Genomic DNA, 14054 nt, shown 5'->3' on the forward strand with positions numbered 1-14054 from the left:
AAATAGTTAGAAAAATTTGTTTAATATTACCTTTAATTTTTTAGGTAAATGTGCATATACCATACTTCTTTTAGCAATAAAAGTTTCATTTTCATAGATTTCAGTATCAATTGAAAGTGTTTGAGTTTTAAAGTTTATTAGTTTTATTATTTGACCTTTTTCTTCGAAAGATAAGTTCATCTTTTTTAAATCTACTAACGCTGGTTTCTTTTTTGCCATTTTCAACCTTTTTTCTAATTATAATAAATTAATTATAAATAGGATGTAATAAATGAAAATAAATGAAAGTATTAAATCAATACCATCAAATAGATTACAGTTTTTTCCTGTAATGATGTTTGCAATTATTATGGGATTAAGTGGTTTATCCTTAGTATTTAAAAAGTTGAGCGAAGTTTTATATTTTCCTTCAATTGTGGGAGTTTTATTAGGAATATTTTCTACAATTGTATTTTTTATAATTCTTTTTACTTATCTTTTAAAACTACTAAAATATAAAGAAGAAGTGAAAAAAGAGATGACTCATCCAATAAGAGTTAATTTTTTTGCAGCTATTTCTATTTCAACACTATTATTATCAATTTTTTATAGACATACTTTAGATGATTTATCCCAAATATTTTTTATTCTTGGTGCTTCTTTACATATATTTTTTACTTTTTATACAATGAAGTTTTGGATAAATAATAGCTTTGAAATTCAACACTCTAATCCTGCTTGGTTTATACCAATCGTTGGTAATTTAATTGTTCCAATTGCTGGTAAAGGTTTTATTGATGACTCTGTATTATATTTTTATTTCTCAATTGGTATTTTCTTTTGGATTATACTTTTTTCTATTATCTTAAATAGAATTATCTTTCATAAACAATTTGCACCAAAATTTATGCCAACACTTTTTATTTTAATTGCACCACCTGCCATTGCTTTTCTTTCATATATAAAGTTAGCGGGAGAGTTAGATTTTTTTGCACATATTTTATATAGTTTAGGTTTATTTTTTACAATACTTGTATTTACAATGTATAAAAACTACATAAATATAAAATTTTTTATATCATGGTGGGCTTTTACCTTTCCAATGGCTTCAATAACACTTGCAACAATTTTAATGTTTGAATTAACTTCATATTGGTTCTATAGCTTATTATCATATATTTTCATGCTAATAACTTCAGTTATTGTTTATTTAGTTGCTAGAGAAACTCTTGCTCATATGACAAAAAAAGAAATTTGTATTATGGAATAGTTTTAAAGATATATTATTTCTTGCTTGTCAGTATTCTGCCAGATATCTATCTTATAATTTATAAAAATCTTTTAAAGGAATATAGATGAATTATAAGAAGTTGTTTTTCCCAATTGGTGGTGGAGATGAATTAGAAGAGAGATTATATGGGGCATTATTAATTGCTAAAAAATTTGATGTTAAATTAGATGTACTAAAATGTGGACATAAATCTGATTCTAGTCTTTATAAAACATATGCTATTCCAAATGAAATAATAAAAGAAATTGATGAAATAGTTGAAAGTAAATATAAAGATGAAAATAAAGAATTTGAGAAACTTTTTAAAAAAGTTTCTCAAGAAATTAATATAAATGATTCACTTGTTGATTTAAAAATAAAAGAGGGTGTTAGAAGTACTCTTGTTGAACAAGAATCAAAATTTTGTGATTTAGTTATAGCTGCTGCTCCTCCTTCTGGTATTACAACAGCAACATTTGAAACAGCAGTTCTTAAAAGTGGAAAATCTGTATTAATGTTTCCTCGAATTTTAAGAAAATTTTCTTTTGATTCAATTATTATAGGATGGAATAACTCTCCTGAAGTATCACGTGCTATTACATCATCTATAGAAATACTAAAACAGGCTCAAAAAGTGCATATTGTTTCTTCAATTGAATATACAAAAAACAATGAAACAATTGAAAATTTACTTTCTTATTTAAAACTACACCAAATTGAAGCAAGTTATGAGATTGTTAAAACAACAAGAATTCCAGGTCAAGCATTATTGAATTCTGCATTAGATGGAAACTTTGATATGATAGTTGCAGGTGCTTATGGGCATAAAGGTTTAAAAGAACTTATGTTTGGTGGAGCTACAAGATATTTATTAGAAAACTCTAGCATACCAGTTTTTATGTCTCATTAATTATGTTAGAATGATACTATGAAAATATTATTAGTAGAAGATAATGAAAAACTAGCAAATGCAGTTCTAAAAAAACTTGAAAACAATGGATATTGTGTAGACCTTTTTTTAAATGGAGAAGAAGGTCTGTACGCTATAGAAACATCATTTTATGATTTACTTATTTTAGACTTAGGTTTGCCTGGTATTGATGGTATTGATATTATTAAGAAACTAAGAAATCTTCATAGGGTTATACCAATACTTATAATTTCTGCTAGAGATGAACTTGATCAAAGAATATTTGGTTTAGACTGTGGGGCTGATGATTATTTATGTAAACCATTTGAACTAAATGAAGTAATTGCTAGAGTTCAAGCACTTCTTAGAAGAACAAAATATCAAGTACATAATAAGATAACTTATAATGACTTAGTTTACGATACTCAAAATAGAACACTTATAAAAAGTAATGAATATGTTGAGTTAAGTAAAAGAGAATTAGCGATATTTGAAAATTTATTATTAAATGTAGATACTGTTTTAAGTAAAGAAAATATTGTTGAACATATTAGTACTTTTACAGATTCTATTGAACCATCATCAGTAGAAACTTATGTATCACGAATACGAAAAAAACTAGGAGATTCAATAAATCTTAAAACAGCAAGAGGTTTAGGTTATATTTTGAGTAGTAAATGAATAATATACAATCAATTAAATCAAGACTTATAGTATCTTTAAGCTTACCTTTAACTATTGGGGCAATTTTACTAGTGTTGATTATTTATTTTGTAGTACAAGATAAAGTAAATAAACACTTTGATAATACATTAAATGCTACAGCAAAAAGTATGGAAGATAGTATAAATATTAAAAATGGAAGATTAATTGTTGACCTTCCTTATTTTGCTATTGACCTATTAGCTTCCAATAATGATGGCTTAGTATTTTATTCTATTGTAAATAAAGATAAAAAAGTCCTTACTGGATATAAAAACTTACTAAGAGATGATTTATTAAAAAATAAAGATAAACTTTTTTATAATACAACATATGCAGGTGCAAGATTAAGAGCAGTATCTTTTAATACCTCACTTGCAAGTGCAGGAAAAACACATTTTGCAACAATTACAATAGCAGAAACACTAGAAGGAAGAGAAGAAACTATAAATGAAATTTTAACTATTCTTTTTATAGTTGTTTTTTCAGTGATTATTTTTACTTTACTAATATCTTTTTTTGCTGTTAAAAATGGTTTACTTCCCTTATATAAATTAAAAGAGATAATTCAAAATAGAGATACTAAAGATTTAAAACCAATATATTTTGAGTCTCCAAAAGAGATTGAAGATGTTGTTAATAGTATTAATATTTTATTAACAAGAAGTAGAGATACGATTAAATATATTGAACAATTTAACTCAGATGTTTCTCATCAATTAAGAACACCTTTAGCTGAATTAAAAGTCCAATTAGAAGAGTATAAAGAAAACAATAATTGGGATTATGCTGAATTAAATAAAGTAGTTAATACAATGTCCCATATAACTGAACAACTACTACTTTATGCAAAAACTAATCCAAATACAATAGATAAAACATATTTAAAAAGAATAAACCTTAATAATTTTTGTAAGGATTATGCTTTAAAAATTTCATCAAAAGTATATTCAAAAGGGTTTGAATTTGCCTTTGAAAATATTGATGAAAATATATTCATAGAAGCTGATGAAATTATGTTAAAAAGTATGCTGAATAATATTGTTAATAATGCTCTACATTATGCACTTGATGATTTAGGAAATCCAATAGGTACAATAACACTCTTTTTGAAAAAACATAATAATACTATTTGGTTAAATATAAAAGATGAAGGTAAAGGCATTGAAAAAAAAGATTTAAATACTATTTTTGATAGATTTTATAGAGTTGATTCTAAAAAAAGTGGAAATGGTTTAGGATTAAATATTGTAAAACAAATTGCATCTTTACACAATGCAAAAGTACAAGCTATAAACAATAATGGATTAGTTGTCTCTATTATTTTTCCACTAAATTAATATATAATCTTAAGATTTAATCACTTGATGAAGTTTTGAACATTCATCGAGTTTTATAGTTGAATCTATATTATTAATAATATCTTGATGACTGTATTTACGGGCATTGTATACATATATAAAAAGTTCATCATCATTTTTTAAATAGTTCTTCTTTCCAAACTCACTATAAGCAGTTGCACCTGATGCTATTAGTATTCCTTTTGCTTCATTTGCTTTTTTCATAAATTGTGTAATCTCTTCAAGTGGACCACAATCCTCTTGAGTATTAAATTTATCTATAATCCAATTTTTTAATTGAGTAAAAAAGTATGAATAGGACTTAACAGCAGAAATAGTTCCATAATTATGAAGCTTTCCATCTCTTTTTATAAAAGAGGAAATATGATATTTACTTAAAATTCCATCTTCTGTAAAGTTATCAATTTCAATAATATCTTCTGATATACCTTTTGTTTTTATTCCCCAATTTTTCTTAGTACTTAATTTATCACCATTTTGTACCCTTAAAGAGCAGTCATTAAAAGCAGAAAAATATTTAGGAGTTATATCTATTAATTTTTCATTTTTATAAACAAAGTCACAAATCAATGCAAGCTCTGGTTCTGCTTGGATTTTATCATTTTCTCTTTGATGAGTATAAATAGTGTTAGTACAAATGGGATATGTTTTCAAAAAAGAGTCATGATCTTTTATATAAAAAGGGAATAATCCTTTTGGTTCGTTTTTATCTTTTGTTTTTATTACTGAAAACTCATCTGCTTCGCCAGCTTCTCCCAAATGCCCTGCAAAATTACCTGCTACAGCAAAACCTAAATAATCTTTTAATTTTTCTTTTAACATATATATTATTCCTATTTGAAAGTTTTGTGAAAAAAAAAGAGACTTTTAGCCTCTTTTTTTATTTAGTTTGTAAGTTTAATTATTTAGTAGAAAGTTTATTTTTAGTAAACTTTTCGATGATAGTAGAACCAAATAAAGATATAACTAATAAAGCTAAAATTACTAAGGTAATTGGTCTTTCAACTATATATGATATATCTCCGCCAGAAATTTGTAAAGACTGAACTAAATTACTTTCTCCCATACTACCAAGTAACATGCCAATAACAGTTGCTGGAACTGAGAAGTTATATCTTCTAAATAACCATCCTATAAGAGCAAACACTAATACACTAATAGGACCTGCCATATTACCCGTTAATCCAAATGCTCCTGCAGTTGCAAGTACTAAAACAGAAGGAACAAGATAATTCATCTTTACTTTTATAATAGAAGCTAAAACAGGAATAAGTAATAATCCTAAGATTATAAGTAAAAATACCTGTCCAAAGTTAGCAAAAATAATTGCATAAACTATGTCCATCTCTTCTCTAATAAACTGAGGACCACCTGTAATGTTATGCATAGCAAAGGCTGCAAGCATAACTGCTGTTGCTCCACCACCTGGAATTCCAAGTGCTAATAATGTTGCCATTGAACCAGCTTCAGATGTACTATTCGCAGCTTCTGAAGCAACTACACCTTTTGGATTTCCTTTTCCAAAGCTATCTGGGTCTTTATCTCTTCTTTTTGTTTCAATATATGAAAGTAAATTAGATACAGAAGAACCAACTCCTGGAACAGCACCAATTAAAACACCAATAAAACTTCCTCTAATCAAAATTACTGGATACTTGAAAGCTTGTTTAAATCCTTTTAGAATATATGAAATTCTAACTTTTCTTTGACTTTCATCTTCAACTAAAAATTCAGAATTCACAAGTTTAAAAAGCTCAGATGCAGCAAACATTCCCATCATTGCTGGAATTACAGGAACACCGTCAGCTAAAAGTTCAATATCCATTGTTCCTCTCATAACCCCAACTTCACTAAATCCTATTGTTCCAATTAAAAGTCCAAAAAGACCAGCAATTAAACCTTTAATCATATGCTTTCCAGTTAAACTTGCAATTAATGTAAGTCCCCAAAGAATTACCATAAACATTTCAGAAGGTCCAAGTTTTAACACAAATCCAGACATGGGTTTTATTAAAAAGAATAATAAAATATATCCAAGAAGTACTCCAAAAGTAGAAGAACCTAAAGCTAAACCTAAAGCTTCATTGTGTTTTCCGTTTCTTGCCATTGGATAACCATCAAAAGCTGTTGCAATAGCAGAAGAGGTTCCTGGTATATTCATTAAAATTGCAGGAACTCCTGCTCCAAAACCACCACCTGTAAATATTGCCGTTAAAAACAACATTGCCTGCAAAAAGTCCATATATAAAGTTATTGGCAAGAAAATTGCCATAGCCATTGATGTTTGTAATCCTGGAGTTGCACCAAAAAATAGTCCAATCATAATACCAGGTATTACAACTAACCAATATTCAGGTTGCGAAAATAGTAAACTAAAGGCTTCTGAAGCAGAAGCTATATCAATTAAATCCATAATCCCTCCTAATAATCTGTTGGTAATATCATCATAGGCATAGGATATGGAAGCATCTGTGAAAAGAAATATGCAATTATAAAACCATAAACTAAACTATAACCTAATATCCATGGTAATCTTTTTTCACCATGAAAAAATAAAAACAATCCTAAAAATAAAACTGTTCCTACGTCAAATCCTAATAACTCTAATGTTAATACATATAATGTAAATAGAATCATTACAGGTATCACTGAAGAGATACTATCCTTAGTCTCTTCTTTGCTTATATCTTTTTGAGTAAAAAACTCATAAATACATAAACAAAGTACTATTGCTGCAATAGGAAGAATTAAAATTATATTTTCAAGACTACTTGAAGCATTATGTGTATCTATTGCATACCATAATACAAAAGTAGCTAAGCATAGTATGACTATGCTATTAGCTATTTTTTCTGTTGATAAAGCCATGGCTTATCCTTATTTTTTAAGTAAGTAAGAGTATGACTTAAAGATTTCAAATGATTCTTGAATAAGTTTATTAGATTGCTCAGGACCACTCCAAGTATAACCTATATCATTCTTTTTAAGAAATTTTTGTACACCTTTATTCGCTAATGTTCTTTTAATTCCATCAACTAATTTTGTATATCTCTCTGGATATTTTTCTTTAAATGTAACTGGAACTGCAAAACCTCTCATAGATCCACTAAATACTGGTAGTTTAATTCCAGATGAAGAAATAGCTTCATTTAAAGTTGGAGCATCCCATTGTTTCATTTTTTCATCTTTTACAATTGCAATTGGCTTAATGAACTCTCTTATACTTTCACTTCCTTGTGCTGAAATAGCAATTAAATCAACTTGACCACCTGCAACTGCAGTTCTTGCTTTTCCACCACTACTATATGTCACTAAATTAAGATTTTCTTGAGGAATGTCAAATTTTTCTAATAAAAGTTTTAACATTAAATGTCCACCGGAACCTTGAACAACGGCCGCTTTAACAGTCTTTGGTTTATTTTTAATTGCTTCAATAACTTCTAACATATTGTTATATTTTGAATTTTTATTTAAAGCAAATAGTTCAAAATCAAACCATTGTATATTTAAAAAATCAAAATCAGTCATTTGATATTTTGCATTACCTGAAAGGATAGTATTTGCTAAGTATGGAGCAAAAGTTGATGCAAATACAGTATAACCATCAGCAGGTTTTCTTAATACATAATTAGCAGCGATTTGTGTACCTGCACCTTTTTTATTAACAACTTTTACTCTTGTATCTAATTCATCAGATAAAAATGTTGTCATAGAACGTGTCATTCTATCTGCACTTCCTCCAATACCAAATCCTACAACCATGTTAACTGGTTTTTTAGTTGGATAATCGTCTGCTAATAGATTTGTTCCACCTACTAAGCCTAATCCTAATACTGTAGTAACAGCTATTTTCATTGTCGATTTAACAATATTTGTATACATAATCTCTCCTATATTTAAGTTATGATGAAACTTTAACAGATGAATCTGGCAGAATGCTGACAGTAATTATAAAGAAAAATCGTAATATTTCATAAAAAATTTATTGATATAAACTTTTTTTATAGTTATAATAATTCTTTATTAAAAATATGAAGGAAATATTATGGATTTTAGATATATAGGAAATAGTGGACTTAGAGTTTCTTCTATTTGTATGGGAACAATGACTTTTGGTTCTAGTACATCAAAAAAAGAAGCTTTCAAGATTTTAGATAAAGCATATGACAATGGAATAAATTTTTATGATACAGCAGAGTTATATCCAGTTCCACCTAAAAAATCTACAGCAGGTGATACTGAAGAGATTGTAGGAGAGTGGTTAAAAACAAAAGAAAGAGATTCTATTATATTAGCTTCAAAAGTAAGTGGAGCAGCTGCTGGTTGGTTTGTTCCACCTCAAAGACATGGTCTTACAGCTATTGATTCTTTTCATATTAAAAAAGCAGTTGAGGGTAGTTTAAAAAGACTTGATACAGATTATTTAGATCTTTATCAAATGCATTGGCCAGACCCAATTGTACCAATTGAAGAATCATTAAGAGCATTTGATGAGTTAGTAAAAGAGGGTAAAGTACGATATATTGGAACTTCAAATGATACTGCTTATGGACTTACAAAAGCAAATGAAACATCTAAAAATAAAAATCTTTCAAGATTTCAATCAATTCAAAATAATTTCTCTTTATTAAACCCAAGATTTTTAGATGAACTTGCAACTGTATGTAGAAAAGAGAATATTTCTTTACTTCCATATTCTCCAATAGCAGGAGGTGTTTTATCAGGTAAATATAACAACAATTTCTATCCAGAAGATTCAAGATTTGCAGCTTATATAAATAATTCAAATCCTAGAGTTCAAGCACAAGCTGCTAGGTTTGTAAATGCTAAAACAATTGAAGCTTCAAATGAATATACACAATTAGCTAAAGAGTATGGAATATCACCTGTTACATTAGCAGTTGCATATTCTAAACATTTTGACTTTGTAGCATCTACTATTATAGGTGCAAGAGAATTATCTCAACTTGATGAATCTTTAGAAGCTTTTAAATTTAGTATTGATAAAGAGTTAATGAAAAAAATTGAACAGATACAAAACAAAATAATGTATCCAATGGGATAACTATAAAAATTATTTAATCTTTTTGCTATTATTAAATTATAATATTTATTAATATATAATAAGTTAAAAATAGTTACAAGGTCTCAATAATGAAGAGTTTTAGTCTTGCAAAAAAGTTTGCAATTGTTACAATTATCGTAACAGTAAGTATGTTAATTATTGGTTATTTTATTTTAAATAACTATAAGAATAATTTGAAAAATGAAGTTTATAATGATTTAAATATCGAATTGAATTATTTAGCTGATCAAAAACTTAAATCAAAATTAGAAGTTGGTATATCAAATGCTATATCAATCTCTAATGATGGTATGATAAAAAACTCTTTATCTTTAAATAACAGAGCCTTAGCAATAAAAGCACTCTCCTCTTTATCAAAAGATATGAAAACTCATACACCTTTTAAAAATATAAAAGTACATATTCATACAAAAGATAATAAATCATTTTTACGGTCTTGGAAAGATAAAAAATTTGGTGACGATTTAAGCTCTTTTAGATCAAGTGTTGTAAAAGTAAATAAAACAGTAAACTCTGTTAATACATTTGAAGTGGGTAAAGCAGGACTTAGTATAAGATCTGTTGTTCCTATTGTAGATGAAAATAGTAATCATTTAGGTTCCTTAGAATTTATGCAAGGTGTTAATTCAGTTGCTAAATCTTTCGATAAAATAGGAGATGCTTTCTTTTTACTTATGGACAGTTCCTTAGCTGTTGCCAAAGTTGATGATAAATATAAATTAGGTAATTATATTATTTCACAAAAGTTTATCAATAAAGAAGTTTTAAATGATTTAAAAAATATTAATTTTAAAGAATTAATGGACAATAAATACTTAATGGATGATAAATATTTTTATTCATATATTGATATAAAAGACTTTAATGGTAAAAAATTAGGAATAGCTGTTACTTCTCGTGATATAAAAAAAGTTGAAGTTGCTATAAATAATGCTTCTATAATAATCTGGGTAGCATTACTTATTTTAATTGTATCTTTACTATTAGCAATGATTGTTTCTTTAATAAATATGAAAAAAAATATAATTGCACCAATTTTAAATCTTAAAAATGCAATAGATATTATTAAAAATAACACTACATTAGATTCAACTAGAATAGAGATAAAATCAAAAGATGAAATTGGTGATGTTGTTCAAAGTTTTAATGAGTACTTAGACTCAATTGCAAGTGGTCAAGAAGAAGATAGAATTGTTATTGAAGAGTCTAGAATAATTATTGGAAAAGTTAATGCGGGATTATTAAACGACAGAATTAAAAACAAAGCGCACTCTGCTGAAGTTGATTCTTTAGTTGGTGAAATAAACAATATGATTACAAGAATGCAAACAAATTTAACACAATTATCAGATGTATTAGTAGCTCTTGCTAATGCAAAATATGATCATCCTATTCCACATATTGAAGGGCTAACAGGATTAATTGCATCTTTATTAAGTGGAACAAAAGTTACACAAGCAACAAGTAATGAATTGATGTGTTTAATTGATGAATCAAATAACAAGCTTACAAATAGTGCTAGTGAATTATCAAATGCATCAAAAAGATTAAGTGATTCTTCAAATGCACAAGCAGCATCTTTAGAAGAGACTGCCGCAGCAATTGAAGAAATCTCTGCAACTATTGATAGAAGTAGTCAAAGTGCAACTAAGATGGCTTTATATGCACAAAATGTAACTAAATCAAATGAAATAGGAAAAACTTTAGCTTATAAAACATCAGAATCAATGGAGCAGTTAAGTGTTGAAGTAAATGCTATTCATGAATCAATTTCTGTTATTGATCAAATTGCATTCCAAACAAATATTCTATCATTAAATGCAGCCGTTGAAGCAGCAACTGCTGGTGAGGCTGGAAAAGGTTTTGCTGTTGTTGCTCAAGAGGTTAGAAATCTTGCAAGTAGATCTGCAGAAGCTGCAAAAGAGATAAAAGATTTAGTAGAAAGTGCAACTTCAAAAGCAAAAGATGGTAAAGAGATTACTACTAAAATGATTAGTGGTTATAATGAATTAAATGAAAATATTGAAGTAACTATTCAACTAATTGAGGATGTTGCAACAGCTTCAAAAGAACAACAACTTGCTATGGCTCAAATAAATGATACGGTAAATTCTCTAGATCAAGCAACACAACAAAATGCATCATTAGCTTCAAATATTAATAATATGGCAGGAGTTACAACATCTTTAGCTGTTCAGTTACAAAGTGTTGTGAATAAAACATCTTTTGATAAAAAAGCAAAAGCATTAATCTGTGATACAGATTTGATTTTTGATGTAAATAAATTAAAATCAGACCATATTGTCTTTAAAAATACAAACTTTGCACAGTGTAAATCAAAACATACCTTTACCGTTAAAAATCATCATGAATGTAATTTAGGGAAATGGATTGATGCTAATAAAGATAGTGAATTTGCAAAAAGTAATGAGTGGCAAGAATTATTAATTGCACACAGAAGAGTTCATTCTATGGTACAAGATACTGTAGATTTATACGCGCAAGATTATGATAATGAACATATTTTTGCAGTAACTGAAAATATTGAAAAAAATATTGAAATAGTTTTTGAACTATTAAATAGAATTAGAGAAATTAATTGTAAAAGTCAGGATTTAAAATGAGTAGTGAAACAGTATTAAAAGAAAATGCATTTTTAGTTAGTGAAACAGATTCTAAGGGTATAATAAAATTTGCAAATGAAGAATTCTGTAATGTTGCGGGATATAGTTTAGAAGAATTGATTAATCAACCTCATAATATGGTTAGACACAAAGATATGCCAAAAGCTGCTTTTGAAGATTTATGGAAGACTGTAAAATCTGGAAATGTATGGCAAGGATATGTGAAAAATGCTACAAAACAGGGTGGATTTTATTGGGTTTTTGCAACTGTTTATCCTTATAAAGATGCGAATAAAAATGACTGTTATATATCATGTCGAAGAAAACCATCACGAGAAGATATTCAAAAAGCAGAAGAGCTTTACTCAACTATGAGATAAGCTCTTCTTTATTAAATTAGTTCTAAATACAACTTACCTAGATACTTTTAGCTTTTCATAGACTTCATAACAAACTACAGTTATAACTATATCAAATATACTTACTATATTATTTTATTATCATTAATTAAATATATCAGAAGGCAAATATTGCAACTAAGTTGCATTTAAGTCATTTTATTTATAATTCCATTATTGCAACTAGGTTGCATAAAATTAAATATTAAAAAGGGATTTTATGAATAAAAATATATTCTATAAATTTATGTTAATTAGCATGTTGTTCTTATTTGCAAATGCAAAGGAATTAAAAGTTATTGCTCCTTGGGAAGTAACAGGACTTGAACCTACACAATCAGGTAAAATTTTTCAATCAATGCAAGTTGCAGAAAACTTAGTAGGTGTAAATGAAATAGGTGAATTAATACCTGCCTTAGCTACTACTTGGTCTGTTTCTAATGATGGTTTAGTTTGGACATTTAATCTAAGAGATGGTGTAAAGTTTCATGATGGAAGTTCTTTAAATGCAAGTATTGTAGAGTATAACTTAAATACAAATGCAGTACTTAAAAAAAGTATTTTAAGTTATCTTCCTTTAAAAAGTATAAAAGCAAAAGGAAAGACAATTGAAGTAACTTTAACTTCTAAATTTAATTCTTTACCTGCTTATTTTGCACACTATAGTACAGTGATTCTAGCAAAAAAATCTTTTGATGAAAATGCAAAGGTTATAAATATGATTGCAAGTGGTGCATATGAAGTTAATAAAATAACACTACCTTTAAAAGTTAAACTTATTAGAAATGAAAATTGGTGGAATGGTAAAGCGAATATAAAAGAAGCTTCATATTTAGCTGTAGGAAAGGGCGAAACTAGAGCTTTAATGATTAAAAGTCAAGAGGCTGATATTGCATATAATATACTTCCAACTTCAATAAAATCTTTAAAGAAAAATCCAAATTTGAATGTAGAGTTTAAAGCAATACCAAGAGCAAGAATGCTGAAGGTTAATTCTGGTTCAGAGTTTTTTAATACAGCAGAATTAAGAGAAGCAATAAGTTTAGCAATAAATAGAAAAGCTATTGCAAAAGTTATCTTAAAAAATGAGGATTTAGCAGCAACACAGATGTTTCCAGTTTCTATGAGCCTTTGGTATAATAAAGAGTTAAAACCTTTATCTTATGATATAAAAAAAGCAAATAAATTATTAGATAATGCTGGTTGGAAGAAACAAAGCGATGGGTTTAGGTATAAAGATGGGAAAAAGTTTGAAATTACTTTAGATACTTATAATGATAGACCAGAACTTCCTGTAATTGCAACAGCTATTCAAGCTCAGTTAAAAAAGATTGGTGTTGATTTAAAACTATTAATAGGTAGTTATACAGAAATTATTAGAAAACATAAGAATAATACTTTACATTTAGGATTAATTTCTAGAAACTTTGTTTTAGTACCAAACCCATTAGGAACTTTACTTCAAGATTATGGTAAAGGTGGAGCAAACTGGGGTGCAATGAACTGGAAAAATGAAACGATGTTTAAATATTTAGATGAGTTAAAGTCATCTGATAATAGACAGTTACAATACAAAGTTACTGAACTTTTACAAAATGAATTACCCTCTATTCCATTAGCTTGGACTGAGAAAACTGTTGTTTCAAATAAAAGAGTTAATAATGTTAAAGTTGACCCTTTAGAAATAAATTTCTTTTTAGCACAAATTAAATGGACTAAATAAT

At 27.5% G+C, this 14054-nt stretch carries 13 protein-coding genes; 8 read left to right on the top strand and 5 right to left on the bottom strand.

The features are described 5' to 3' along the window. Window positions 1-6 precede the first annotated feature (6 nt). Complete coding sequence (locus GBG18_RS07920; protein ID WP_152189996.1) at window positions 7-219, bottom strand: malate dehydrogenase; 213 nt, start codon at window positions 217-219, stop codon at window positions 7-9. 52 nt (window positions 220-271) lie between these two features. Between GBG18_RS07920 and GBG18_RS07925 the strand changes: the two genes are divergently transcribed. The 4 genes from GBG18_RS07925 to GBG18_RS07940 all read left to right on the top strand — a co-directional run bounded on the left by GBG18_RS07925 (window position 272) and on the right by GBG18_RS07940 (window position 4201). After that, window positions 272-1249, top strand: a complete 978-nt coding sequence (locus tag GBG18_RS07925) for an SLAC1 anion channel family protein (RefSeq protein ID WP_152189998.1) — start codon at window positions 272-274, stop codon at window positions 1247-1249. 85 nt (window positions 1250-1334) lie between these two features. Further along, window positions 1335-2159, top strand: coding sequence for a universal stress protein (locus GBG18_RS07930; protein ID WP_152190000.1), 825 nt, complete (start codon window positions 1335-1337; stop codon window positions 2157-2159). Between the two features lie 18 nt (window positions 2160-2177). Next, window positions 2178-2840 (top strand): response regulator transcription factor, encoded by a 663-nt coding sequence (locus GBG18_RS07935; protein ID WP_152190001.1) that lies wholly within the window; start codon window positions 2178-2180, stop codon window positions 2838-2840. Further along, the gene (locus GBG18_RS07940) at window positions 2837-4201 is read left to right on the top strand and encodes a sensor histidine kinase (RefSeq protein WP_152190003.1); all 1365 of its coding nucleotides are present in this window, start codon (window positions 2837-2839) and stop codon (window positions 4199-4201) included. The genes GBG18_RS07935 and GBG18_RS07940 overlap by 4 nt, the downstream gene beginning before the upstream one ends. A gap of 9 nt (window positions 4202-4210) precedes the next feature. Here the strand turns inward: GBG18_RS07940 and GBG18_RS07945 are convergent, their stop codons facing one another. The 4 genes from GBG18_RS07945 to GBG18_RS07960 form a co-directional block, all read right to left on the bottom strand. Beyond that, on the bottom strand, window positions 4211-5044 hold the full coding sequence (locus GBG18_RS07945; protein WP_152190005.1) for a DUF5718 family protein: 834 nt from the start codon (window positions 5042-5044) through the stop codon (window positions 4211-4213). 79 nt (window positions 5045-5123) lie between these two features. Continuing rightward, window positions 5124-6635, bottom strand: a complete 1512-nt coding sequence (locus GBG18_RS07950; protein ID WP_152190007.1) for a tripartite tricarboxylate transporter permease — start codon at window positions 6633-6635, stop codon at window positions 5124-5126. A gap of 8 nt (window positions 6636-6643) precedes the next feature. Further along, complete coding sequence (locus tag GBG18_RS07955; protein ID WP_152190009.1) at window positions 6644-7090, bottom strand: tripartite tricarboxylate transporter TctB family protein; 447 nt, start codon at window positions 7088-7090, stop codon at window positions 6644-6646. A 9-nt stretch (window positions 7091-7099) separates the two neighbouring features. After that, window positions 7100-8104: a Bug family tripartite tricarboxylate transporter substrate binding protein gene (locus GBG18_RS07960; protein WP_152190011.1), complete on the bottom strand. Its 1005-nt coding sequence runs from the start codon at window positions 8102-8104 to the stop codon at window positions 7100-7102. A 163-nt stretch (window positions 8105-8267) separates the two neighbouring features. Between GBG18_RS07960 and GBG18_RS07965 the strand changes: the two genes are divergently transcribed. The 4 genes from GBG18_RS07965 to GBG18_RS07980 all read left to right on the top strand — a co-directional run bounded on the left by GBG18_RS07965 (window position 8268) and on the right by GBG18_RS07980 (window position 14053). Then, on the top strand, window positions 8268-9287 hold the full coding sequence (locus GBG18_RS07965; protein WP_152190013.1) for an aldo/keto reductase: 1020 nt from the start codon (window positions 8268-8270) through the stop codon (window positions 9285-9287). A gap of 89 nt (window positions 9288-9376) precedes the next feature. Continuing rightward, window positions 9377-11932 (top strand): methyl-accepting chemotaxis protein, encoded by a 2556-nt coding sequence (locus GBG18_RS07970; protein ID WP_152190015.1) that lies wholly within the window; start codon window positions 9377-9379, stop codon window positions 11930-11932. After that, entirely contained in the window at window positions 11929-12312 is a 384-nt protein-coding gene (locus GBG18_RS07975; protein WP_152190016.1) for a PAS domain-containing protein, read from the top strand. Before GBG18_RS07970 ends, GBG18_RS07975 begins: the two co-directional genes overlap by 4 nt. Before the next feature lie 238 nt (window positions 12313-12550). Further along, window positions 12551-14053, top strand: a complete 1503-nt coding sequence (locus tag GBG18_RS07980) for an ABC transporter substrate-binding protein (protein ID WP_152190018.1) — start codon at window positions 12551-12553, stop codon at window positions 14051-14053. The last annotated feature ends 1 nt before the right edge of the window (window position 14054 follow it).

The sequence above is a fragment of the Poseidonibacter ostreae genome (assembly GCF_009208075.1).
GTDB lineage: Bacteria > Campylobacterota > Campylobacteria > Campylobacterales > Arcobacteraceae > Poseidonibacter > Poseidonibacter ostreae.